Annotated in this window: 24 protein-coding genes; 10 read left to right on the top strand and 14 right to left on the bottom strand. The window is 59.7% G+C overall.

The features are described from left to right. Positions 1-73 precede the first annotated feature (73 nt). Positions 74-358, top strand: a complete 285-nt coding sequence (locus tag B9A11_RS08940) for an SCP2 sterol-binding domain-containing protein (RefSeq protein WP_058248050.1) — start codon at positions 74-76, stop codon at positions 356-358. Here the strand turns inward: B9A11_RS08940 and B9A11_RS08945 are convergent. After that, positions 330-1,058 (bottom strand): sulfotransferase-like domain-containing protein, encoded by a 729-nt coding sequence (locus tag B9A11_RS08945; protein WP_058248051.1) that lies wholly within the window; start codon positions 1,056-1,058, stop codon positions 330-332. The two genes, B9A11_RS08940 and B9A11_RS08945, sit on opposite strands and share 29 nt — an antisense overlap. Beyond that, positions 1,055-1,951 (bottom strand): D-amino acid aminotransferase, encoded by an 897-nt coding sequence (locus tag B9A11_RS08950; RefSeq protein WP_058248221.1) that lies wholly within the window; start codon positions 1,949-1,951, stop codon positions 1,055-1,057. Before B9A11_RS08950 ends, B9A11_RS08945 begins: the two co-directional genes overlap by 4 nt. Before the next feature lie 107 nt (positions 1,952-2,058). On the opposite strand from B9A11_RS08950, the gene msrA reads away from it, so the two are divergent. After that, entirely contained in the window at positions 2,059-2,682 is a 624-nt protein-coding gene (gene msrA, locus B9A11_RS08955) for a peptide-methionine (S)-S-oxide reductase MsrA (protein WP_058248052.1), read from the top strand. Here the strand turns inward: msrA and B9A11_RS08960 are convergent, their stop codons facing one another. Both B9A11_RS08960 and B9A11_RS08965 read right to left on the bottom strand, forming a co-directional pair. Further along, the gene (locus B9A11_RS08960; protein ID WP_058248053.1) at positions 2,683-3,558 is read right to left on the bottom strand and encodes a ribokinase; all 876 of its coding nucleotides are present in this window, start codon (positions 3,556-3,558) and stop codon (positions 2,683-2,685) included. Positions 3,559-3,606: 48 nt separating this feature from the next. Next, a complete protein-coding gene (locus B9A11_RS08965) occupies positions 3,607-5,862 on the bottom strand; it encodes an NADP-dependent malic enzyme (protein ID WP_058248054.1) in 2,256 nt (751 codons plus the stop codon). A 121-nt stretch (positions 5,863-5,983) separates the two neighbouring features. Here B9A11_RS08965 and mutS point away from each other — a divergent pair, with 121 nt between their 5' ends. Beyond that, positions 5,984-8,593, top strand: a complete 2,610-nt coding sequence (gene mutS, locus B9A11_RS08970) for a DNA mismatch repair protein MutS (protein ID WP_058248055.1) — start codon at positions 5,984-5,986, stop codon at positions 8,591-8,593. A gap of 72 nt (positions 8,594-8,665) precedes the next feature. Here mutS and B9A11_RS08975 read toward each other — a convergent pair whose 3' ends face one another. After that, positions 8,666-9,217: a nucleotide exchange factor GrpE gene (locus tag B9A11_RS08975; RefSeq protein WP_058248056.1), complete on the bottom strand. Its 552-nt coding sequence runs from the start codon at positions 9,215-9,217 to the stop codon at positions 8,666-8,668. 9 nt (positions 9,218-9,226) lie between these two features. Beyond that, entirely contained in the window at positions 9,227-10,291 is a 1,065-nt protein-coding gene (gene hrcA, locus B9A11_RS08980; RefSeq protein ID WP_058248057.1) for a heat-inducible transcriptional repressor HrcA, read from the bottom strand. Between the two features lie 111 nt (positions 10,292-10,402). Here hrcA and rph point away from each other — a divergent pair, with 111 nt between their 5' ends. Genes rph through hemW form a run of 3 tightly spaced genes read left to right on the top strand, consistent with a single transcriptional unit; the run spans position 10,403 to position 12,868 of the window. Beyond that, positions 10,403-11,116 (top strand): ribonuclease PH, encoded by a 714-nt coding sequence (gene rph / locus B9A11_RS08985; protein ID WP_058248058.1) that lies wholly within the window; start codon positions 10,403-10,405, stop codon positions 11,114-11,116. Next, positions 11,113-11,727, top strand: a complete 615-nt coding sequence (rdgB, locus tag B9A11_RS08990; RefSeq protein WP_058248059.1) for an RdgB/HAM1 family non-canonical purine NTP pyrophosphatase — start codon at positions 11,113-11,115, stop codon at positions 11,725-11,727. The genes rph and rdgB overlap by 4 nt, the downstream gene beginning before the upstream one ends. Next, entirely contained in the window at positions 11,717-12,868 is a 1,152-nt protein-coding gene (gene hemW, locus B9A11_RS08995; protein WP_058248060.1) for a radical SAM family heme chaperone HemW, read from the top strand. Before rdgB ends, hemW begins: the two co-directional genes overlap by 11 nt. Here the strand turns inward: hemW and B9A11_RS09000 are convergent. The 6 genes from B9A11_RS09000 to rho are packed head-to-tail and all read right to left on the bottom strand — an operon-like array spanning position 12,865 to position 19,658. Continuing rightward, on the bottom strand, positions 12,865-13,770 hold the full coding sequence (locus tag B9A11_RS09000) for a ParB/RepB/Spo0J family partition protein (protein ID WP_058248061.1): 906 nt from the start codon (positions 13,768-13,770) through the stop codon (positions 12,865-12,867). The genes hemW and B9A11_RS09000 overlap by 4 nt on opposite strands. Positions 13,771-13,794: 24 nt before the next feature. Beyond that, the gene (locus tag B9A11_RS09005; protein ID WP_058248062.1) at positions 13,795-14,604 is read right to left on the bottom strand and encodes a ParA family protein; all 810 of its coding nucleotides are present in this window, start codon (positions 14,602-14,604) and stop codon (positions 13,795-13,797) included. Continuing rightward, positions 14,597-15,214 carry a 16S rRNA (guanine(527)-N(7))-methyltransferase RsmG gene (gene rsmG, locus B9A11_RS09010; RefSeq protein ID WP_058248063.1) on the bottom strand — a complete coding sequence of 206 codons (618 nt, stop codon included), beginning with the start codon at positions 15,212-15,214 and terminating at the stop codon, positions 14,597-14,599. Before rsmG ends, B9A11_RS09005 begins: the two co-directional genes overlap by 8 nt. Beyond that, positions 15,215-17,092, bottom strand: a complete 1,878-nt coding sequence (gene mnmG, locus B9A11_RS09015; protein WP_083499872.1) for a tRNA uridine-5-carboxymethylaminomethyl(34) synthesis enzyme MnmG — start codon at positions 17,090-17,092, stop codon at positions 15,215-15,217. Positions 17,093-17,095: 3 nt separating this feature from the next. Further along, positions 17,096-18,379 (bottom strand): tRNA uridine-5-carboxymethylaminomethyl(34) synthesis GTPase MnmE, encoded by a 1,284-nt coding sequence (gene mnmE, locus B9A11_RS09020; protein WP_058248065.1) that lies wholly within the window; start codon positions 18,377-18,379, stop codon positions 17,096-17,098. Positions 18,380-18,386: 7 nt separating this feature from the next. Continuing rightward, the gene (gene rho, locus B9A11_RS09025; RefSeq protein WP_058248066.1) at positions 18,387-19,658 is read right to left on the bottom strand and encodes a transcription termination factor Rho; all 1,272 of its coding nucleotides are present in this window, start codon (positions 19,656-19,658) and stop codon (positions 18,387-18,389) included. A 513-nt stretch (positions 19,659-20,171) separates the two neighbouring features. Here rho and B9A11_RS09030 point away from each other — a divergent pair. From B9A11_RS09030 to dnaQ, 4 genes are read left to right on the top strand one after another with little or no spacing between them, the layout of a single operon-like run. Beyond that, positions 20,172-20,771, top strand: coding sequence for a Maf family protein (locus B9A11_RS09030; protein WP_058248067.1), 600 nt, complete (start codon positions 20,172-20,174; stop codon positions 20,769-20,771). Continuing rightward, a complete protein-coding gene (locus tag B9A11_RS09035; RefSeq protein ID WP_058248068.1) occupies positions 20,768-21,601 on the top strand; it encodes a shikimate dehydrogenase in 834 nt (277 codons plus the stop codon). Before B9A11_RS09030 ends, B9A11_RS09035 begins: the two co-directional genes overlap by 4 nt. Further along, complete coding sequence (gene coaE / locus B9A11_RS09040) at positions 21,598-22,191, top strand: dephospho-CoA kinase (RefSeq protein WP_058248069.1); 594 nt, start codon at positions 21,598-21,600, stop codon at positions 22,189-22,191. Before B9A11_RS09035 ends, coaE begins: the two co-directional genes overlap by 4 nt. Next, entirely contained in the window at positions 22,184-22,915 is a 732-nt protein-coding gene (gene dnaQ, locus B9A11_RS09045) for a DNA polymerase III subunit epsilon (protein WP_058248070.1), read from the top strand. The genes coaE and dnaQ overlap by 8 nt, the downstream gene beginning before the upstream one ends. 13 nt (positions 22,916-22,928) lie before the next feature. Here the strand turns inward: dnaQ and secB are convergent, their stop codons facing one another. Together secB and B9A11_RS09055 are read right to left on the bottom strand one after the other, a co-directional pair. Further along, a complete protein-coding gene (secB, locus tag B9A11_RS09050; protein WP_058248071.1) occupies positions 22,929-23,417 on the bottom strand; it encodes a protein-export chaperone SecB in 489 nt (162 codons plus the stop codon). A gap of 55 nt (positions 23,418-23,472) precedes the next feature. Then, positions 23,473-23,967 carry an FxsA family protein gene (locus B9A11_RS09055; RefSeq protein WP_058248072.1) on the bottom strand — a complete coding sequence of 165 codons (495 nt, stop codon included), beginning with the start codon at positions 23,965-23,967 and terminating at the stop codon, positions 23,473-23,475. Positions 23,968-24,015: the final 48 nt, after the last annotated feature.

The following is a 24,015-nucleotide window of genomic DNA, read 5'->3' on the forward strand; positions in this document are numbered from 1 at the left end:
AAAATGACCGTAACGTCGCGATTGACGTAATAAAATTACCCCGTCTAAATTGGTTGAAAAACGGGAGGGATTCATGGCTCTGACGGAGATCGCAGAGAGAATGCAACGCGGGCTGGACAAGCGGCCCTTGGACCAGATCGTCAAGTTCGATTGCCGCGAAGCAGGCTCTATTACGCTGAAAAACGGGCGTGCGCATCTGGCGGACCTGCCTGCCGATTGCACGATTCACATCTCTGCGGCGAACCTGGGCAAGTTGATGGACGGCAAGATGAACCCGATGGCGGGATTCGCCATGGGCAAGATTCGCGTGTCCGGCGATATGAGCGTTGCTATGAAGCTGGGGCAGCTTCTGGGCTGATCTTGCGCGCGGCCATCTTTTCGTAATGCGGCATGGCCTCAAACGCCAGATCTAGCGCGCGGCCTGTCAGCTCTGGCAATGGCCCCTCTGGCCCGGCGAACCCCGTGCTGGCATGAACCGAGGCGTACCAATGCGGCGCCCAGACCCCGTCATAGGGCTTTGGCCCGGCTGGCCAGTTCAGCATCGCGTCGTCAAACGGCAGGTCCAAAGCGGCGCAAAGCTGGCGCAGCATCCCCTCGGGGTTGTCGCGAATATCGGCGCTGTCGATCACCACGGGCGTTTGGCCCAAGCCGCAAACGTGATCGTACAGCTCGGCCTGCGCGGCAAAGCCGATGTCCTCGGCGGTGGCCTGCGGATAGCCCTTGATAAAGCTCGCCACCACACGCGCCGGATGCCGGATCAGAAAGACGTTCACGCAGTCGGCCATGAAATCACGCGGGATGCCGTCGATCATGTGTTGGCACATATGCTTGTGATAGGAATGCTGCGGGTCGGGCTGAAGCAGGCTCTGTTCCACCTCGATTGCGCTTTGCGGACGGCTGATCTTGATCTCTCCGGCCATGGGGTGTTGCAACTTGGTCAGCCGCAAGTACGGCCCATAAAACGGCTCGTCGATGCAGGTCATGTCGGCGCGATTGCCAAAGCTATACATCATCGCCGTCGACAGATTGCGCGGCCCGCTCCACATGGCGATCTTCATTGTGTGACAAGCTCCTTGTAGAGCGCCCGAATCCGTTTCGTCACAGGCCCCATCTGCCCGTCCCCGATCTGCCGCCCGTCGATCTCGCCCACCGGAGTCTGTGCGCCGAACGTCCCGGTCAAAAAGGCTTCGTCCGCGCCATAGGTGTCCACCAGCGAGTAATTGCGCTCGAACACCGGGATATCGTTGGCGCGGCACAGGTCGATGACCTTGGCCCGGGTGATTCCGTTCATGCAGTAATCGCCGGTGCTGGTCCAAACCGCCCCCTTGCGCACGATGAAAAAGTTACAGGCGTTGGTGGTGTTCACAAAACCATGCACGTCGAGCATGAGCGCTTCGTCCGCGCCTGCCTTTTCCGCCGCGATACAGGCGAGGATGCAGTTAAGCTTGGAATGCGAGTTCAGCTTGGGGTCTTGGGTCATCGGCAGCCCGCGAATATGCGGCACTGTCGCAAGACGGATCGGGCGTGGGATCGAGGGCTTGGAATGCTCCATGATGATGACGATCGTCGGCCCCTGCGTGGACAGCGCCGGATGCTGGAAGGGGCGCGATTTCACCCCCCGCGTCACCATCAACCGCGCGTGGGCGTCGGTGGTCATGCCGTTGGCGGTTTGCGTCTCTAACACGGCCTGAAACAACGCGTCGCGCGTCATGCCAATGTCCAGATCAATGGCCTTGGCGGCCTCGAATAGACGGTCCAGATGCTCATCCACAAAGGTCCAGCGTCCGTCGTACAGTCGCAGCCCTTCCCAGACGCCGTCGCCCAGCATGAAGCCTGAATCAAAGACGCTCACCACGGCCTCGGCGCGCGGTTTCAGCGTGCCATTGACCCAGATCTGCACCGTCTCGTTGCGCGCATCTTCCTGCGCCTGATGTGTCGTGACCTTATCCATGGCCCGCACGCTAGGCCCGCGCGGAGGGTCACGCAAGCTCACCTTGTGGTGAGGCCCCTTACGCAGTGGAAAACTTAGCGTACCCTGCCTGAAAACTGGAGGGTTCCATGAAACGATTGATGATGGCGGCGGCTCTGCTGCTGGGGTTCGGCGGCGCGGCGCAAGCGGCAGAGATCACCGTGGCAGGCGGCTGTTTTTGGTGCGTCGAGGCGGATTTCGAAAAGGTGCGCGGCGTGTCCGAGGCGGTGTCGGGATTTACCGGCGGCAGCGTCGCGAACCCGACTTATAAACAAGTGACGCGCGGCGGGACTGGACATTATGAGGCGGTGCGGATCACCTACAACCCCGCGCAGGTGTCCACCCGGCAGCTGTACGACCTGTTCTTCCGCTCGATTGATCCCACCGACGCGGGCGGGCAGTTCTGCGACCGGGGCGACAGCTATCGCACGGCCATTTTCGTCTCTAACCCGGCAGAAAAGCAAGCCGCCGAAGCCGCAAAATCCGCAGCAGAGGCGCAGCTTGGCCGCAAAATCGTAACGCCGATCCTCCAAGCCAAAGCGTTCTACGACGCCGACGCATCACATCAGGATTACTACAAGGGCAACGGCCGCGTGGTCACCCGCTTTGGCATCATCAAGCAAAGCGACGCCTACAAACGCTATCGCAACGCCTGTGGACGCGACCAACGGGTGCGCGAGCTGTGGGGCAATGAGGCGCCGTTTGCGGGCTGATCAGGCCACGTTAGGGTCGAATCTATGCACATCCCGCAGGTCGGGGATCACGTCGGCGGTCCCCTGCCGCGTCACCATCAGGGCGGCGGCCTTGGTCGCCAGGGTAATCGCCTGCGCCATGGGCAAACCGCGATCCAGACCCGCCAGCACGTAGCCGGTAAAGGTGTCCCCCGCCCCGGTGGTGTCCACGGGTGTAACGGGCAGAGCGGCGAAGTGCTTAATCTCGCCCTTGCAATACCAACGGCAGCCGTCCCCGCCCAGCGTCACGATCACGTCGCGGATGGGCAATGCCTCGGGGGCGAGGCCGGTGGCTTGCTGTAGCTGCTCGGCTTCGACCTGGTTCAGGAAGAGCAGATCAAGGTAGGGCAAGACCGCCTGCACGGCTTTCGCATCAAAGGGCGCAGCGGCGTAGGCCACCCGCATCCCCTTGGACTGCGCCATGCGCGCGCCCTCGGCCTGCAACACCGTTTCATTCTGCGTGACAAAGTAGTCGCCCTCTTCGGCTTGCGCCAAGGCAGAGATCAGCCCGGCGGTCGTCAAAGCAGCATTTGCGCCGGGATAGAGAATGATTGCGTTCTCGCCATCGTCATCCACGGCGATGATTGCATGACCCGTCGGCTGGGCCAAAGTCTCGATATGGCGGGTGTCGACGCCGAACTCTGTCAGACGCTCAACCGCCCAAGCGCCATCGGCCCCAACCGCGCCGATATGGGTGCAGCGCGTCCCGGCGCGCGCGGCGGCCACGGACATGTTGGCCCCTTTGCCGCCCAAGCCCCGCTGGAACGACGTCGAGGCCAAGGTTTCCCCCGGCCCCGGCAAATGCGGCACCCGGTAAAACAGGTCCGCGTTGATTGATCCAAGGTTAAAGACAGTCATGCCAAGGCCCGCAGCTAGGGTGAAGTTGCCCCCACCCTAGCGCAGAACTTAGCCGACTTTACAGGCCGCAAGAATCGCCATGTTCAGAATGTCGTTCGCCGTGGCGTTGGTCGAACAAATCTGGATGGATTCGTCGACACCCGCGAGGATCGGCCCGATCACCGTCGCGCCCGCCATTTCCTGCATCAGCTTGACCGAGATCGAGGCCGAGTGCCGCGCCGGCACCACAAGAATGTTCGCCGGGCCGGTCAACCGCTGGAAGGGATAGGGCTCTTGCGCCTTGGTGTTCAGCGCCACGTCGACGGTCATCTCGCCTTCGTACTCGAAGGTCACGCCGCGTTTGTCCAGCACGCGCGGGGCGATGTGCATCTTTTCGGCGCGCTCGGACACCGGGTAGCCAAAGGTCGAGAAGGACACAAAGGCCACGCGCGGCTCCAGCCCCAAGTGCTTGGCGACACCGGCGGCGCGCTCTGCGATGTTGGCCAGATCCTCTTCGTTGGGCCATTCGTGCACCAGCGTGTCCGAAATCAGCACGATCCGCCCCTTGTGCAGCAGCGCGGTGACCCCGGCGGCACCCGCCTTGGCATCCGCGTCAAAGACGTGGTTGATCAGCTCCATCACGTGGGCGGACTTGCGCGTCGCCCCGGTGATCAGCCCGTCGCCGTGCCCATGCGCCAGCATCAGCGCCGCAAAGACGTGACGGTCGCGCGCGGCCAAACGGTGGATGTCCTGACGGTCCATCCCCTTGCGCTGCAAACGGCTGTAAAGGAAATCCTTATAGGTGTCCAAGTGCCGCGAATTGCGGGCGTTCACCACTTCAAGCTCGCGCACTGCATCGCCAAGGCCCGCCTCTTCGAGCTTTTTCTTGACGTCATCCTCGCGGCCCACGACCAAAGCTTTGCCCAGACCGTTGCGCTGGTACATGACGGCGGCGCGCAACACGCGCGGATCGTCGCCCTCGGCAAAGATCATGCGCGCCTGAGCGGCCCGCGCCCGCGCGTTGATCGACCGCAGGATCGAGGCGGTCGGGTCCATGCGGGTCATCAGGCCCGTGGTGTAGCCTTCCATATCGACGATCGGGCGACGCGCCGCGCCGGTGTCCATCGCCGCTTTGGCGACGGCGGGCGGGATGCGATAGATCAGACGCGGGTCGAACGGCGTCGGAATGATGTAATCGCGGCCAAAGCTCAGCGCCTTGCCATAGGCCAGCGCCACCTCGTCCGGCACGTCTTCGCGCGCGAGTTCCGCCAAAGCCTGCGCGCAGGCAATCTTCATCTCGTCGTTGATGGCGCGGGCGTGCACGTCTAGCGCGCCACGGAACAGGTAGGGAAAGCCCAGCACGTTGTTGACCTGGTTCGGGTAGTCCGAGCGGCCCGTGGCGACGATGGCATCGGCGCGCACCTCGTGCGCCTCTTCCGGCGTGATCTCGGGATCGGGGTTCGCCATGGCGAAGATAACCGGGTTATCCGCCATGTTAGAGACCATTTCCTGCGTCACAGCCCCCTTGGCGGACACCCCAAGGAAGACGTCCGCGCCCTTCATTGCGTCTTCAAGCGTGCGCAGATCGGTGGCAACGGCATGCGCCGATTTCCACTGGTTCATGCCTTCGGTACGACCCTGATAGATCACGCCCTTGGTGTCGCACATGATGCAGTTTTCGTGCCGCGCGCCCATGGATTTGATCAGCTCAAGGCACGCGATCCCCGCTGCGCCCGCGCCGTTCAGCACGATCTTGCAGTCTTCGATCTTTTTGCCGGAAATGTGCAGCGCGTTGATCAGACCGGCGGCGCAGATCACGGCGGTGCCGTGCTGGTCGTCGTGAAAGACCGGAATGTCCATTTCCTCTTTCAGGCGCTGCTCGATGATAAAGCACTCGGGCGCCTTGATGTCTTCGAGGTTGATGCCGCCAAAGGTCGGGCCCATCAGGCGCACGGCATTGCAGAACTCGTCCGGGTCCTCGGTGTCCAGCTCGATGTCGATAGAGTTCACGTCGGCAAAGCGCTTGAACAGCACGGCCTTGCCTTCCATCACCGGTTTCGACCCTAACGCGCCCAGATTGCCCAAACCCAGCACCGCGGTGCCGTTGGAAATCACCGCCACGAGGTTGCCCTTGTTGGTGTAGTCATAGGCCAGCTCGGGATGCTCGGCGATGTCCTCGCAGGGGACGGCCACGCCGGGGCTGTAGGCCAGCGACAAATCGCGCTGGGTGGTCATGGGGACGGTCGCCTGGACCTCCCATTTGCCGGGGGTGGGTTCGAGGTGAAAGGCAAGCGCCTCTTCGCGGGTGATCTTAACTTTGGCCATCTGTCGTCCTGCCGTCGGAATTCTGGTTTTACCTGTGGGTCAGCGCCCTTATTGTCACGCCAAACCGTCAGGGGAAAGATACGTGAGCGCTAACAAAGGAAATAAAAGTACCGTCACACCGATGATGGCGCAATATTTGGAAATCAAGGCACAATATCCGGACGCTCTGCTGTTCTATCGGATGGGTGATTTCTACGAGATGTTCTTTGACGACGCGGTGGCGGCGTCCGAGGCGTTGGATATCGCGTTAACCAAGCGGGGTAAACACGACGGCGACGACATTCCCATGTGCGGCGTGCCGGTGCACGCGGCCGAGGGGTATTTGCTGACGCTGATCCGCAAGGGGTTCCGCGTAGCCGTAGGCGAGCAGCTGGAATCGCCCGAAGAGGCCAAGAAGCGCGGCTATAAAGCTGTGGTCAAACGTGACGTGGTGCGCCTGGTGACGCCCGGCACCCTGACCGAAGAGTCGCTGCTTGAGGCGCGCCGCCACAACTTTTTGGCCGCGTTGGGCCGGGTTAGAGACGATTGGGCGCTGTCGTGGTGCGATATTTCCACCGGCGCGTTTCACGTGATGCCCTTAGCGCAAGCCCGGATCGGCGCAGAGCTCGCGCGCTTGGCGCCGTCGGAACTGTTGGTCTCCGAAGGGGTCGAGGACGAGTTGCGCGAAGTCTTGGGCGACCTTGGGTTCGAGCCCACGGTCCTTGGCGCGGCATCTTTTGATTCGACGGCGGCCGAGGGGCGGCTTGCGACCCTGTTCGGCGTGAAATCGCTGGCGGGTTTCGGCAGCTTTGAGCGCGCCGAGCTGTCGGCTATGGGCGCCTTGGTCGATTACCTGGACATCACGCAAAAGGGGCGCTTGCCGCTGTTGCAGCCCCCGCGCCAAGAGGCGGTCAGCCGGTTGATGCAGATCGACGCGGCGACAAGGCGGAACCTGGAGCTGACGCACTCTATGCAAGGCGGGCGCGCGGGGTCGCTGTTGTCGGTGATCGACCGAACGGTGACGGCGGGCGGCGCGCGTCTACTGGAACGGCGGGTCTCGTCGCCCTCGCGCGAGTTGGATGTGATCCGCGAGCGGCTGGACGCTGTGCGCTGGGGCGTCGAAGGCACGTGGTCCGATACCTTGCGCGAGGCGCTGCGCCGCGTGCCCGATCTGGACCGCGCCTTGTCGCGTCTGGGTCTGGATCGAGGTGGTCCGCGCGATCTTGCCGCTGTCAGGAACGCCTTGGCCGAGGCCGATACCGTCTCTGGGCGGCTCGAAGGCGTCGACCTTCCAGAGCTTTTGGGCCGGAGTAGAGACTGTTTGACCGGTCACGACGCCCTTTTGGACCTGCTCGAAGCCGCCTTGATCGCCGAGCCGCCGTTGATGGTGCGCGACGGCGGCTTTATCGCGCCGGGGTACGACGAGGCGCTCGATTCCGCCCGCGAGCTGCGCGACGAAGGGCGTGGCATCATCGCCAAGATGCAGGGAGAATACTCCCAAGAGACCGGCATCGGATCGCTAAAGATCAAACATAACAACGTCTTGGGCTACTTTATTGAAGTGACCGCCACCCACGCCGACAAGATGCACACCCTTGGCGATCGGTTCATCCACCGTCAGACCACGGCGAACCAGGTGCGCTTTACCACCGTGGAGCTGTCCGAGCTGGAAACGCGGATCCTGAACGCCGGGGCCGAGGCCCTGGAGATCGAAAAGCGTCTCTATGACACCTTGAAAGCCGCAATTCTGGATGTGGCCCCTGCCCTTTCGGAACTGGCTTTGGCGCTGGCGGAATTCGATCTGGCGCTTGGATTGGCGGAACTGGCGCGCTCGCGCGATTGGTGCCTGCCCACTGTCGACAACAGCCGCGCGTTTCACGTGGAACGTGGTCGCCACCCGGTCGTCGAGGCAGCGCTGCAAAAGGCGGGTGAGCCGTTCATCGCCAACGATTGCGACCTGAACGCCAGCGCAGACCGTGCCAGCGTCACCCTGCTGACCGGCCCCAACATGGCGGGTAAGTCGACCTATCTGCGGCAGAACGCGCTTATCGCGCTGCTGGCGCAGATGGGCAGCTATGTCCCGGCTGAACGCGCGCATATCGGTCTGGTCAGCCAGATCTTTAGCCGCGTCGGCGCGAGCGACGATCTGGCGCGAGGCCGCTCGACCTTTATGGTCGAAATGGTCGAAACCGCCGCGATCCTCAATCAGGCGGACGAGCGCGCCTTGGTGATTCTTGACGAGATCGGGCGTGGCACGGCGACCTATGACGGGCTCAGCATCGCTTGGGCGACGCTGGAGCATCTGCACGAAGTCAACCGCGTGCGCGGCCTGTTCGCGACGCATTACCACGAGATGACCGTGCTGGCGGGCAAGCTGGAGGGCGTCAAGAACGCCACCGTCGCCGTCAAGGAATGGGAGGGCGACGTGATCTTCCTGCACGAGGTCAAGGACGGTGCCGCCGATCGCAGCTACGGTGTTCAGGTCGCGCAGCTGGCGGGCCTGCCCAAGCCGGTGATCGCGCGGGCGCGCGCGGTTCTTGAGGCTTTAGAGAAAGGTGAACGCGACCGGACCTCGCCCAAGGCCTTGATCGACGATCTGCCGCTGTTCAGCGCCGCCGCGCGAGAAGAGCCTAAGCCAGAGCAAAAAGGCCCGTCCGCGGTGGAACAGAGACTGTCGGGCATCAATCCTGACGATCTGTCCCCGCGCGAAGCGCTACAGGCGCTTTATGAGCTCAAGGGACTGGTCAGCTAAGACAATCGTTAAACGTGAAACAAAAAAGGCGGGGAAATTCCCCGCCTTACGTCGTTTTGTGAAGGTAAAACCTTAACCCGGCATCGAGCTGACACCGACCTGCGCCGGACGCAGCAAACGGTCGTTCAGCAAAAAGCCCTCGGCGGAAACCTGGATGATGTCGCCGGCCTTGGTACCGGGCAGCGGAGCTTCGAACATCGCTTCGTGTTCCTTGGGGTCGAACCGGTCACCGACCTGCGGGCTGATGCGCGTCACGCCGTGGCGGTCAAACACGTTCAGCAGCTCTTTGAGCGTCAGTTCAACACCTTCGACCAGCGCATTCGAGGCCTCAGCCCCCTCTTCCTTGGCTGCGGCCAGTGCGCGGTTCAGGTTGTCATACACAGGCAGCAAGTCGCGGGCGATGCGTGTGCCGCCATAGGCGTTTGCCTCTTGGCGATCCTTGGCGGCACGCTTGCGGGCGTTTTCCGCGTCAGCCAGCGCGCGCATGAACTTGTCTTTGTACTCGTCCCGCTCGGCGCGCAGCGAATCGATTTCGATGGCCTCGTCATCCATCTCTTCGGTCTCGTATGCTTCGGCCTCGGCGGCTTCGATATCGTCCAGGAACTCGTCTTTGTTCTCTGCCATGTTTCACCTCTAGCTCCGGTCGGTGATAAGCTTGCCGACCAGTTGTGCGGTATAGTCCACGATCGGAACGATCCGACCGTAATTGAGGCGCGTGGGACCGATGACCCCAACCGCGCCGATGATCTTTCGGTCTGCGTTCATATATGGAGAGACCACCAGAGAGGAACCCGAAAGAGAAAAAAGTTTGTTCTCAGAGCCGATAAAAATGCGCACACCTTCGCCTTCGTCGGTCAGTTCGAGAAAGTCGGCAATGTCCCGCTTGCGTTCTAGGTCATCAAACAGCGTGCGAATGCGGTCGAGGTCTTCTTCGGGGACGTCTTCGCCCAAAAGATTCGCCCGGCCACGCACGATGAGTCGCTCTGATGTGTTGCCCTCGCCTTCCCAGACGGCGATGCCGGAATCGATCAGTTCGGCGGCGAGCACGTCGATTTCCTGACGGCGCCGTTGGATTTCCGTGCGCATGACGGTGCGCAACTCGGACAGGGTGCGCCCTTCGAGCAGAGCATTCACAAAATTCGCCGCCTCGCGCATCGACGACGGCGTCTGCCCCGGCGGAGGCGTAAAGACGCGGTTTTCCACATGCCCGTCGGCAAAGACCAGCACCACAAGCGCGCGGTCAGCGGCGAGGCTGACAAACTCCATATGCTTCAGGGGCGCTTCGTGTTTGGGCGTCAAAACCAGCGACGCGCCTTGCGTGACACCAGACAAGGCAGAGCCGACCCGGTCCAACAGCCCGCCAACGTTGTCAGAGTTCGACCCCATCGTCTCGTCCAGCTTGCGCCGGTCATCGTGGTCCAGATCGCGCACCTCTAGCAAGCCATCGACGAACATCCGCAGCCCCATCTGTGTCGGGATGCGCCCGGCGGACACATGGGGACTGTCGAGCAAACCGAGGAATTCGAGATCCTGCATCACGTTGCGGATCGTCGCGGCAGATACCTTTTCCGACAGGGTGCGCGTCAGGGTGCGCGACCCCACCGGCTCGCCGCTTTCCAGATAACCTTCGACCACGCGACGAAACACCTCGCGCGAGCGGTCATTCATTTGCGTAAGCAGTTCTTTGGCCTGTGTCATGTCTCGCCTCTTAGGAGGTCATTAAAGACGCTTGAGCAGGATCGTCAATCGGGGTTGCACCGTAGTGGGTCCGGCGTCTATCCCAAGGCCCAACAGACAAGAGGATACGCCATGAGACCTTCGGGACGTAATTTAGACCAAATGCGCGAAGTTTCAATCGAGACGAACGTGATCAAACATGCCGAGGGCTCTTGCCTGATCAAGATGGGCGACACCCACGTGCTGTGCACCGCCTCGCTGGAGCCGCGCGTGCCGCCATTCATCAAGGGCTCGGGCCAAGGTTGGGTCACCGCCGAATACGGGATGCTGCCCCGTTCGACCACGTCGCGGATGCGGCGCGAGGCGACCTCGGGCAAGCAAGGCGGGCGCACCGTGGAAATCCAGCGTTTGATTGGCCGCGCCCTGCGCGCAGGCGTTGATCGCAATGCCTTGGGCGAGCGTCAGATCACCGTCGACTGTGACGTGATCCAAGCCGATGGCGGCACCCGTTGCGCGTCGATCACCGGCGGTTGGGTCGCCCTGCGTCTGGCGGTGAACAAGCTGCTCAAGGCCAAGGACATCGTCACCGATCCGCTGATCTCGCCGGTGGCGGCTGTGTCCTGTGGCATCTACGCCGGTCAGCCGGTGCTGGATCTGGACTACCCCGAGGATTCCGAGGCGGGCGTTGACGGCAACTTTATCCTGCGCGCCGATGGCTCGTTGATCGAAGTGCAGATGAGCGCCGAAGGGTCTGTCTTTTCCCGCGCCCAGATGGACCAACTGATGGGTCTGGCGGAAAAGGGCGTGAACGAACTGGTCGCAGCACAGTTGGCAGCCACCGCATGACCCGCAAGTTCACGGACAAGAAACTGCTGATCGCAACCCACAACGCGGGCAAGCTGGAAGAGTTCAAAGCTCTTCTGGCCCCCCACGGGATCGAGGTTGTCGGCGCGGCGGATATGGATCTGCCCGAGCCGGTCGAGGACGGCACCACCTTTGTGGAAAACGCCCGGATCAAAGCCCACGCGGCGGTCAAGGCGACTGGCATCCCTGCCCTGTCCGACGACAGCGGGATCGAGATCGACGCGCTGGATGGCGCGCCCGGTGTTTACACCGCCGATTGGGCCGAAACCGGCAAGGGTCGCGATTTCATCATGGCCATGGGCAAGACCCACGACCGCCTGCTGGAAACCGGCAAGCCCCAGCCCTGGACCGCGCGCTTCTGCTGCACGCTGGTGCTGGCTTGGCCCGACGGTCACGACGAAGTCTTTCCCGGAACGGTCGAAGGCACGGTTGTCTGGCCGATGCGCGGCGCCGAAGGTCACGGCTATGACCCGATCTTTCAGCCCGACGGGTTCGACATCACGCTGGGCGAAATGCCCGCCGAGCAAAAGAACCAGATCAGCCACCGCCGCAACGCGCTGGCCAAACTGATGCAGGGCTGCTTTGACGGATAACTGGCAACGGGGCGGCTTTGGGCTTTATGTCCACTGGCCGTTCTGCGAGGCGAAGTGCCCCTATTGTGACTTCAACTCTCATGTGGTGCGGGAGATCGACCAAGTTCGATGGGCCCGCGCGCTTTGCGCCGAAATCCGGCGCGTCGCCGAGGCAACACCGGGCCGTGTGTTGACCTCGGTTTTCTTTGGCGGCGGGACACCGTCGCTGATGTTGCCCGAAACGGTGGCGGCGGTTTTGGACACCGCGCGGGACTGCTGGACCTGGGCCAACGACATCGAGATCACGTTGGAGGTCAACCCCTCTTCGGTCGAAGCGGGCCGGTTCCGGGGGATCGCCGAAGCAGGCGTGAACAGGGTCTCTTTGGGTGTGCAGTCCCTGCGGGACGACGACCTGCGCCGGCTTGGCCGATTGCATGACGTGGCCGAAGCCAAAGCCGCCATCGAGGTGGCGCAGAGCGTATTCAACCGCGTCAGTTTCGACCTGATCTACGCGCGCCAAGACCAAGCCCTAGACGCATGGCGCGATGAGCTGACCGAGGCGTTGGCTATGGGCGTGTCCCATCTGTCGCTCTATCAGCTGACCATCGAGCAAGGCACCGCCTTTGGCGACCGCATGAACGCGGGCCGACTGCGCGGTCTGCCGGACGAAGACCTGTCCGCCGATATGTACGAAATGACCCAAGAGCTTTGCGATGCCGCCGGGATGCCCGCCTACGAGGTGTCGAACCACTGCGTCCCCGGCATGGAATCTCGGCACAACCTGATTTATTGGCGGTACGGGGATTGGGCAGGTGTTGGTCCCGGCGCGCATGGTCGCCTGTCCCTGCCCCAGCGTGTCGCCAATGAAGCGTGGAAGATGCCCGGTAAATGGCTGGCCGAGGCCGAAGCCGGCAACGCCGATCAGGTGTCTCGCGTTCTAGATCCCCAAGAAATTGCGGGTGAATACCTGATGATGGGGCTGCGTATTCCCGAAGGTCTAGATTTACAGCTACTGCGGTCTTGGGATCCGCTGATCGCGCCGGATGCGGCGATTGACGGGCTGATCGACATGGGGCTGGTCTGGAAAAACGAAACGACCCTCGGGGTAAAACCAGAGGGCCGTCTTGTTCTGAATTCGATTGTAAAAGAGCTTCTGCCTTAACGGGCAGAGCTCAACACGCCGCAGAGCAGATCAAGCTCTTCGAGTGTTTCATAAGAGATGCTGATCCGGCCCTTTTCCTGCCCCGGCTTGTGATCAATCGAAACTTTCATTCCCAAAGCTGCCGTCAGATCGCCTTCGAGCGCGCGGGTATCCGCGTCTTTTTCCGTGCTGGCTTTGGGTGCAGCAGTGCCGATTTTCGGAGCGGGCGCGGTGACACCCTTGGCGAGGCGCTCGGTTTCGCGCACCGACAGACCCTTTTCGACCACGGTCTTGGCCAGCTCTTCGGGGTTCGTCGCGGTGATCAACGCGCGCGCATGACCCGCGCTCAGCGCCCCATCGGACACCAATGTCTGAATGCTGTCCGGCAGGTTCAGCAAACGCATGAGGTTCGCAATATGCGAGCGGCTTTTGCCCAGGGCTTCGGCCAGCTTTTCCTGCGTGTGGCCAAACTTGAACATCAGCTGTTTGTAGCCCGCCGCCTCTTCGATCGGGTTCAGATCGGCGCGCTGGATGTTTTCGATGATCGCGACTTCGAGCACTTCGGTGTCGTTGAATTCACGCACCAAAACGGGCAGTTCGTGCAACTGCGCCATCTGCGCCGCGCGCCAACGCCGTTCACCCGCAACGATTTCAAACTGGCTCTCATCCCGAGGATTCACCCGCACGATCAGCGGCTGGATCACACCCTTGGTCTTGATCGAGTTCGCCAGTTCTTCAAGCTGCGGCTCGGTGAAAGTGCGGCGCGGCTGATCCGGGTTCGGCACGATGTTTTCAATCGGCACCAAACGATCCGGACGGCGCGGCGCATCGGGCTGGCGCTGCTCTTCGACCGGGTGAACGTCCGCCATCAAAGCGGACAAACCGCGACCCAAACCCCGACGCTGATCTTTTTTCTCTGCCATGTTTGCCTCTTTTTCTGAGCCGCGTCAGGCGGCGAGTTTTTCGTTTTTCTTCATCAATTCGGCGGCCAAGGCACGATATGCAGCCGCCCCTTTGGACGACGTGTCATAGCTAAGCACCGGCATCGCGTAAGACGGCGCCTCGGACAAACGCACGTTCCGAGGAATAACCGCCGAAAATACCAGATCGCCAAGGTTATCCCGCGCATCCGCTTCGACCTGTTGGGACAGGTTGTTGCGGGCGTCGTACATCGTCAGAACAATACCTTCGATGCGCAAATCCGGGTTCGCCGATTGGCGAACCTCGCGGATGGTCAACATCAGCTGCGAGAGCCCTTCGAGCGCAAAGAATTCGGACTGCAAAGGTACCAAAACCGAGTGCGCCGCGACCATTGCGTTCACAGTCAGAAGGTTCAACGACGGCGGGCAATCAATCAGGATGTAATCAAAGGCGTAGGCATCCATCCCACGCTGACGCAAAGCATCGTGCAGCAAAAAGCTGCGCTTTTCGTTCGAGATCAGTTCCATATCAGCCGAGCTGAGATCCACGGTCGCCGGGATCAGAGACAGGTTTTTGGTGCTGGTTTTGAGGATCACTTGGTCCAGCGCAATGTCTTCAAGGATGAATTCATAGGTTGTGTATTCGCGGTCCTCCGGCTCGATCCCAAGCCCGGTCGAAGCATTCCCCTGCGGATCAAGGTCAACAACCAGCACATTCAAGCCCATTTCGCTGAGTGCCGCGCCGAGGTTGATCGTCGTCGTCGTCTTGCCAACACCGCCCTTTTGGTTGGCAATGGCGATAATTTTTGGCCCAGCCGGACGTGTGGGATCAGACATGCTCAATATCCTTAATTTCCAGAACAACCGATGACGGGTCAGTTACGCTTTTATGCGCCGTGTAGATAAATTTCCATGACGTCTGGGCGTCGGCAACTTCTTTTTCCCACGACTGACCTTTTTGCAGCAGCGCCGTGCCGGTCGTGTTGAGATGATGCGCAACATAACCAAGTAGCTTGGGCAGAGGAGCCAGCGCGCGGGCAGAAACGATCTGGGCATTGCTTTCAGGGCAATCTTCAATCCGAGAGGTTTTTACAAACACGTTTAACCCAAGCTCTCGGTTCACAGTCCGTAGAAAAGTTGATTTCCGCTGATCGCTTTCGATCAAAGTGATGCGGCTTTCAGGCGAAATCTCATGCAGGATCGCGGCAACAACCATTCCTGGAAACCCTCCGCCACTCCCAATATCAACCCAACTGCTATGCTCCTTTTTGGAAAGCACGACCAGCTGAGCGGAATCAATGATGTGACGTTCCCAAGCCTTGTCCAAAGTGTCAGGTGAAACCAAATTTATCTTTGGATTCCATTTTTCAAGAAGCGCGACATAAGCTTCTAGCCGCTCGATTGTTTCACGTGAAACATCAAGCCCCGCAAGATCAAGTTTAGGCATTTACGCAGAGGCCTTACGCAGACGAGAGTGAATTTTAGCAACCAAAAGCGACAAAGCGGCTGGCGTCATTCCGTTGATGCGCGACGCCTGAGAAATATTTTCGGGCCGCACAGAAGACAGCTTTAGCTGCAGCTCATTCGACAAGCCGGAGAGACCCTGATAGTCAAAATCTGCCGGTATGACCAAGTTTTCGTCCTTCCGAAGCTTTTCGACGTCACGATTTTGCCGATCAATGTAGTTTGCGTAAAGGGCTTCTCGACCAAGCTGCTCGAGCGTTTCTTCTGAAAGATCGAGGAGCCGGCTATCTAGGCGGACAATCTGCTCTGGCGAAACATCCTTGAAAGCCAGCATCTGAAATGCTGTCCGCTTAGCGCCATCAAGGTTGACCTCGATCCCGCCGGACCGCAATTGATTTGGCGAAAATTGCACTTCTGACATAAGGCGACGACCAGAATTCAATCGCTCAATTTTCTCATGGAACAGAGCTTTCCGCGCATCGGAAGCACACTCAAGAGCAATTGCCCTGGGAGTCAGACGTTGATCTGCGTTATCGGCACGTAGGGTCAAGCGGAACTCTGCCCGGCTTGTGAACATTCTGTACGGCTCTGTCACACCCTTCGTGGTAAGATCATCCACCATCACGCCAATGTAACTATCGGTCCGAGAGAATTGAACACTGTCTTGTTCCCTGGCTTTCGCAGCCGCGTTCATACCCGCGACGAGACCTTGGGCTGCTGCTTCCTCATAGCCTGTGGTTCCGTTGATTTGCCCAGCCAAGAATAGGCCGGAAACTTCGCGCAACTCTAATGTGCTACTAAGGGCGCGAGGATCCACATAGTCGTACTCAATGGCATAGCCAGGCTGCAATATCGTGACATTTTCGAGGCCTTTGATCGTCCGCACGTATGCCTCTTGGACATCTATCGGCAGTGAAGTCGAAATACCGTTGGGATAAACGGTCGGGTCATCCAAACCTTCAGGTTCCAAAAAGACTTGATGAGAGGTTTTATCGCTGAAGCGGACGACCTTATCCTCAATCGACGGACAGTAGCGAGGGCCGACCCCTTCAATATGTCCACCGTACATCGCGGATCGTTCAAGATTTTCACGGATGATATCGTGTGTCGCTTCCGAAGTGTGTGTTATCCCGCAAGATATTTGTTGGGCAATCGGGCGCTTGGAGAAGAATGAAAACATCGCGGGGATATCATCACCGGGTTGCTCATCCAAACCGCTCCAATCAATTGTACGGCCGTCCAGTCTTGGCGGAGTTCCTGTTTTCAATCGGCCCAATGGAAGATCAAGCTCATCAATGCGATTTGCAAGCATGACAGACGCGTCATCACCCATGCGACCACCAGGCTTTTGGACATCTCCGATGTGAATAATTCCACGGAGGAACGTTCCACTCGTCAAAGCAACAGCCTTTGCGCGCACCTCCGACCCATCTTTCAGCACCACACCATGGATCGCTTGAGCGTTCATAATGAAATCCGTGACCTCAGCCTCAATCACAGACAGATTGGGCGTGCCCGCAATTTCTTTCTGCATCGCCTGGCGATACAGCTTGCGATCCGCTTGGGTGCGCGGACCCTGAACAGCCGGTCCTTTTCGACGGTTCAGAAGGCGGAATTGAATGCCCGCTTGGTCTGCGATCCGGCCCATTATCCCATCCATCGCATCGATCTCGCGGACCAAGTGGCCTTTTCCCAGGCCACCGATCGCGGGATTACACGACATGACACCGAGATCACCATGGCGCAGAGTTATCAGGGCAGTTTTAGCACCCATCCGTGCCGAGGCGGCCGCAGCTTCTGTCCCAGCGTGGCCCCCGCCGACAACGACGACATCAAAGTCATAATGTTTCACGTGAAACACTCCTCACTTCCCAACGCAGAAACTTGAGAATATCTCATCCAACAAGTGTTCAACATCAACATGCCCCAAGAGTGACTCTAGAGCGCGAATCGCAACCCTGACCTCTTCGCTGGTGATATCATAAAAATCCGGACCATCATCGAGCCCGGACAGCGCTGACTGTATATGAGAAATCCCATCCGTCAGAACCGTTTTATGCCGCGCGCGGCTCACTAGGCTAAGATTTGCCGAACGTTCAGAAAGGATTGCGCGGATTTTTCCGACCAGAAAATCGACGCCGTTCCCAGTTTTTCCGGAAACGCCAAGCCCAAATCCGGGGACGTCCTGTTTTGCTGCGGCCACGATGTCTTCTTCCCGAACATCCAACAAAGGCATCTCGCCTTCCGGGACCAAGTGTATTCTCAAATCAGCTGAATCTGCTCGGCTTTTTGCCCGCTCTACACCAATGCCCTCGACCATGTCGTCGGTTTGGCGAAGACCGGCAGTGTCCAGCAATGTCACCGGCATCCCGCCGATGTCCATCCGCACTTCGATCACGTCGCGCGTCGTGCCTGCAACTTCTGACGTAATCGCGGCGTCGCGACCGGCGAGGTAATTCAATAGCGTCGACTTTCCCGCGTTCGGCGGACCAACGATGGCGACCTCAAAGCCTGATTTCACGCGTTCGGCCACCGACAAACCCGACAATTCCGATTGGATGTCTGCCAAAACGCCCGTAATCAACTCGCGCACTTCGTCCGTAACATCAACGGGCACTTCTTCATCGGCGAAATCAATGGTCGCCTCTAACAAGGCGGCGGCGCGGATCAGATTGGTCCGCCAATCCGTCACCTTTTCAGCCAACGCGCCGGACAAAACGGTCAGAGCGTGCTTTCGTTGTGCCTCCGTCTCTGCCTCGATCAGATCTGACAACGCTTCGACCTGGGTCAAGTCCATGCACCCGTTTTCCAACGCGCGGCGCGTGAATTCACCGGGCTCGGCCAAACGCAAACCGTCAATCTGACCCAGAACGTCCAAAATCGCCTGAACAACGGCAACGGATCCGTGAACTTGTAGCTCAGCGACGCGCTCTCCGGTGAAACTCGCACCAGCATCGAACGTCAGGACCAAGGCTTCGTCCAGGTGAACGCCATGCTCGTCGACGAGTTTGCACAGTGCTGCAAAGCGAGGTTTCGGCACCCGCCCCGCCAATTGCTTAACAACATCAAAGGCTTGTGATCCGGATATACGAATCACAGACACCCCGGCTTTACCCGGGGCGCTGGCGAGAGCAAAAATGGTGTCCATCACGACATCACTTGTTCATGGAATCGAAGAACTCGGAGTTCGTCTTGGTCTGTTTCAGCTTGGAAATCAGGAATTCGATGCCGTCCGTCGTCCCCATCGGGTTCAGGATGCGGCGCAGAACAAAGGTTTTCTGCAAGTCGACCGGATCGACCAGCAGGTCTTCTTTCCGGGTGCCGGACTTGAGAATGTCGATCGCCGGGAACACGCGCTTGTCCGCAACTTTACGATCGAGAACGATTTCCGAGTTACCCGTGCCTTTGAATTCTTCAAAGATGACTTCGTCCATGCGCGAACCGGTGTCGATCAGTGCCGTCGCGATGATGGTCAGCGACCCACCCTCTTCGATGTTGCGCGCGGCACCAAAGAAACGCTTGGGACGTTGCAAAGCGTTTGCGTCCACACCGCCGGTCAGAACCTTACCCGAAGACGGCACAACTGTGTTGAAAGCTCTACCAAGTCTTGTGATCGAATCGAGAAGGATAACAACATCTCGTTTATGTTCGACCAGACGCTTGGCTTTTTCGATGACCATCTCCGACACGGCTACGTGACGCTGCGCCGGTTCGTCAAAGGTCGAGGACACGACCTCGCCCTTCACCGAACGCTGCATGTCCGTCACTTCTTCGGGGCGTTCGTCGATTAGCAGAACGATCAGGTAGCACTCCGGATGGTTCTTTTCGATCGAATTGGCGATGTTTTGCAGCAGAACCGTCTTACCGGTGCGCGGCGGTGCCACGATCAGGGAACGCTGACCTTTCCCAATCGGCGAGACCAGGTCGATGATCCGGGCCGAACGATCCTTGATCGTCGGATCTTCGATTTCCATCTTCAGGCGCTCGTCGGGATACAGCGGCGTCAGGTTGTCAAAGGCAATCTTGTGACGCGCCTTCTCCGGGTCTTCGAAGTTGATCTTGGTGACATTCACCAGCGCGAAATAACGCTCTTCATTGTCAGGGGCCTTGATCTCGCCCTCGATGGTATCGCCGGTGCGCAGCGAGTGTTTGCGGATCATGTCGGGCGACACATAGATGTCGTCGGGACCCGGCAGATAGTTCGCCTCGGGCGAGCGCAGAAAGCCGAAACCGTCCTGAAGGACCTCCAGAACGCCATCACCAAAGATTTCCCAGCCTTCATCCGCGCGTTCGCGCAGGATCTGGAACATCATCTCGCCCTTGCGCATGGTCGAGGCGTTTTCGATCTCCAGCTCTTCGGCCATCGACAGCAGAACCTTGGGGCTCTGGGCCTTGAGGTCTGCGAGTTCCAGTCTTTCGTTGCTCATGGCACGCCCTGTCCGGACCGTGAACGGCCCGCCTGTCTAACTATCTTGGAAAAACGCTCCAGAAGAGGAGTTGATGCGTCCTACCCTACCCCTTGGCCTCGAGTCAATCTCGCGTTCCCGCTCTCGGGAATTCTTAAATAAAGAAAGAAAGATTTAAGGATTTTGATTTTGTATGGGGGCTCTGAAACGGTGGATAACTTGTTTTCCACGGGTTTCGTCCACAAGGAAACATCGTGTGGATATCTATGGGGCAAATCGGGAAAAAGTTAACAATTTTGTAACGAACGCCCTTTTGGCATGGGGTTTCTGCGGTGCAGAGCTTTTCCACAACGCGTGGACACTCCCCCGATCTGGTGAGTTGTCCAAGGGGGCAAGTTATCCTTTCCCACAGACTCAGAACTCTTGCGAGAGCTTGCACGACTCGGGGGGTTATCCGCACGCTTGCAAGTCAGCCCCTTTTTCCCCAGAAACATTCCTGTACCCACCAACAGGAATTTCCCCGATTTTATCCCCATGTCTTTTGACTTGATCCTCGCCTCCGGCTCTGAAATCCGCGCCGAAATGCTCCGATCTGCCGGGCTGTCGATTCTTACGGAATCGGCCCGCGTCGATGAAGATTCGATCCGCGCCGGGCTTGAGGCCGAAGAGGCCAACCCAAGGGACATTGCCGACGTTCTCGCCGAAGCCAAAGCCCAGAAGGTCGCCCGCAAGAACCCCGAGGCCATGGTCCTGGGATGCGATCAGGTTCTGGCATTCGAGCAGGAAATTCTTAACAAACCCGCAACGGTTGAAGAAGCTCGCGCTCAGATAGAACGCCTGCGTGGCAAGACGCACCGTTTGCTGTCCGCCGCTGTCATCTATCAAGGCGCAGAGCCGATCTGGCGGCATGTGGGTATCGCACGGCTGACCATGCGCGACGTGTCTGACGCGTACTTAGAGGACTATCTCGACCGCAATTGGCCCGACATCGGCACGTCCGTGGGCGGCTACAAGCTGGAACGCGAGGGCGTGCGCCTGTTTTCGCACATCCAGGGCGACCATTTCACCATTTTGGGCCTGCCGCTGCTCGAACTTCTGAACTTTCTTTCAATCCGAGGAACCATCCCAGCATGACAGTTGATCGTATCCCTCTGGCCGGTGTCATCGGCTCGCCGGTTGCGCATTCCCGCTCGCCTCGGTTGTTCAGCCATTGGCTGCGCAAGATGGGTTTGCAAGGGCATTACATCCCGATGGACATCGCGGCGGACAAGCTGGAAAGCGTGCTGCGTACCCTGCCCGATCTGGGCTTTGTCGGTTGCAACGTGACCATTCCTTATAAAGAGCGCGTGATGGAGATCGCCGATCACGTGTCAGATCGCGCGGTGCAGATCGGCGCGGCGAACACGCTGGTATTCCGTGAGGACGGCACGATTCACGCCGACAACACCGATGGTTACGGATTTGTCGAAAATTTGCGGCAAAATGCGCCGGATTGGGATCCGACCGGCGGTCCGGCGACGGTGTTCGGGGCTGGCGGTGCAGCGCGGGCGATCCTTGCATCCTTGTTGGACGTCGGCGTGCCGGAAATCCGGCTGACCAATCGCTCTCGGGATCGCGCCGAGCAGCTGCGCGAGGACTTTGGCGACCGTATTACGGTGCACGACTGGGTTCAGGCCGGGAACATCGTCGAAGGTTGCACCACCGTGGTGAACACCACCTCCCTGGGGATGACCGGCAAGCCGGAGCTGCGCGTGCCGCTGGATGCGCTGGAACCCGGCATGTTGGTGACGGACATCGTTTATACGCCGCTGCAAACCCGCCTGTTGCGCGTCGCGCAGGATCAAGGCTGCGCCACTGTCGACGGTTTGGGGATGCTGCTGCACCAAGCGGTTCCGGGCTTTGAACGTTGGTTCGGTGAGCGCCCCGAGGTGGATGACGCCACCCGCGCGGCTGTTCTGCGATGAGGTTTAAACTGGGCCTCACCGGCTCCATCGGGATGGGCAAATCGACCACGGCGCAGATGTTCGCCGAGGCGGGCTGTGCCGTTTGGGATGCCGACGCGGCTGTGCATCGGCTCTATTCCGCCTCGGGCGCTGCGGTTGCGCCGATGGAGTTGATCTTTCCGCAGGCGATCAAGGACGACGCGGTCAGCCGTGACGCCCTGCGCGAGATCATCGCGAGCGACCCGACCGCCCTGCCCCGGATCGAGGCCATCGTGCATCCGCTTGTCCAACAGGATCGCGCCGACTTTGTCGTAGAATACGCCGACCGGATCGGCGTTTTCGACGTGCCTTTGCTGTTCGAAACCGGCGGTGATGCCGAGATGGACGCCACCGCATGTGTCTCTGTTTCGCCTGAACTTCAGCGCGAGCGGGTTCTGGCGCGCGGCACCATGACCGAGGCGGACCTTGACCGCATCCTAGCCCGCCAGATGCCGAATGCGCAAAAATGTGCCAAGGCAAATTGGGTGATCGAGACGGATACGTTTCAGCACGCTAAGTCACAGGTCCAAGACATCATTCGCCAGATAGAGGAAAGACTAAGCCATGCGTGAGATCGTCCTCGACACCGAAACCACCGGCTTTGACCCCGAAAGCGGCGACCGCATCGTCGAAATTGGCGCGGTCGAGCTGTTCAACCACATGCCCACGGGCCGCACGTACCACCAGTACATCAACCCCGAACGCGACATGCCCGAAGAAGCCTTTGGCGTGCACGGCATCGGCCCGGATTTGCTGCCGATCCCGCGTCCGGCGAACCCCGGCGAGGTGCTGCTGAAGGACAAGCCGGTCTTTGCCAAGATCGGTCAGGCGTTTCTGGATTTCATCGCCGAGGATTCGATCCTCGTGATCCACAACGCCAAGTTCGACATGAAGTTTCTCAATGCCGAGCTGCGTTGGATGGGTCTGCCGCAGATCGACTTTGACCGCGCGCTCGATACGCTGGCGATTGCCCGCAAGAAATTCCCCGGCTCGCCCGCGACGCTGGACGCGCTGTGTCGCCGCTTTGGCATCGACAACTCGAACCGGACGCTGCACGGCGCGCTGCTCGACTCGGAAATTTTGGCGGAAGTTTACCTTGAGCTGATCGGTGGTAAGCAGCCCGATTTTGGTCTGGCCCCGGTCGAGCAAAAGCAAAGTTCCGGTGAAGTAGAGACGAATTGGCGGCCAAAACCGCGGCCGACCCCCCTGCCCGATCGCATCACCGAAAAAGAAAAGGCGGCCCACGCCGCCTTTGTCGAGAAGATGGGGGAAAACGCGCTTTGGAGCAAACTCTAAAGCACGCTTCTGATCACGCCTGACCGACAGCTTCCTGCTGAGCCGCGCGGCGCGCCAGCTCGTTGCGGTACAGCGCGAGGAAGTCGATGGTTTCCAGGTTCAGCGGCGGGAAGCCACCGTCACGCGACACGTCGGACACGATGCGGCGCACAAACGGGAACAGCATCCGCGGGCATTCGATCAGCAAGAAGGGGTGCAGCTGCTCTTCGGGCACGTTTTCGATGTGGAAAACGCCGGCGTAGTCCAGCTCCAGCAGGAACAGCTGGTCGCTGCCGGTCTTGGACTTGGAGTCCACTTTCAGCTTCATCACCACTTCGTACTGGTTCTCAGCGGTGCGCTTTTTCGCATCAAGGTTCACCTGAACCTGCACGTCCGGCTGCACTTCGCCCGACACGCCTTTTTGCGCGAGGATGTTCTCGAAGGACATGTCACGAATGAATTGAGCCAAAATGTTCATTTTGGGGGCCTGAGGCGCCTCGGCGGCACCGTTGGTCTCGGTCATGGATTTGTCTCCCATTAAAATCTGCGCTTAGGCTTAGCAGGGGCTTTGGGGGGTCTCAATGCCTCGTCCAGCCAGAGCCGGGATGATTGGGCGATTTCCCCGGCGGCACCTCGGTGAACTCGCCTTCGATGACGTCATCGGGACCGCGGCGCGGGTCGCGCGGCGCATCGCGATAGGGATCTGGCCCCATCTGAAAGCTCGAGACGGTCACGCGCTGGCGCACATAATTATAGACAGCCCTGCGCACCGGCGGGGCCAGCAGGGCAAAGCCCACGGCGTCGGTGAAAAACCCCGGCGTCAGCAGCAAAGCGCCCGAAATCAGGATCATAGCGCCATTGGCCAGCGGCTCTGACGGGTCGTCCAGCTCGGAAAAGCTGCGCCGCAGGTCGTTCATCGCCAGCCGCCCCTGCGCCTTGACCAGATAGGTACCCAGAACCGCCGTCAGAATGACGATCAGCAGCGTTGGCCACAGACCGATCAGACCCCCGACTTGGATAAACAGGGCGATTTCAATCAGCGGTACGGACAGAAAGGCCAAAAACAGCCACATGTCGCAGGTCTCCTTTTCTCGGCTCAGGTGGACTCACCCGTAGTCAGC

Origin of the sequence: Tropicibacter naphthalenivorans, assembly GCF_900176475.1 — a bacterium.
Taxonomy (GTDB): Bacteria; Pseudomonadota; Alphaproteobacteria; order Rhodobacterales; family Rhodobacteraceae; genus Tropicibacter; species Tropicibacter naphthalenivorans.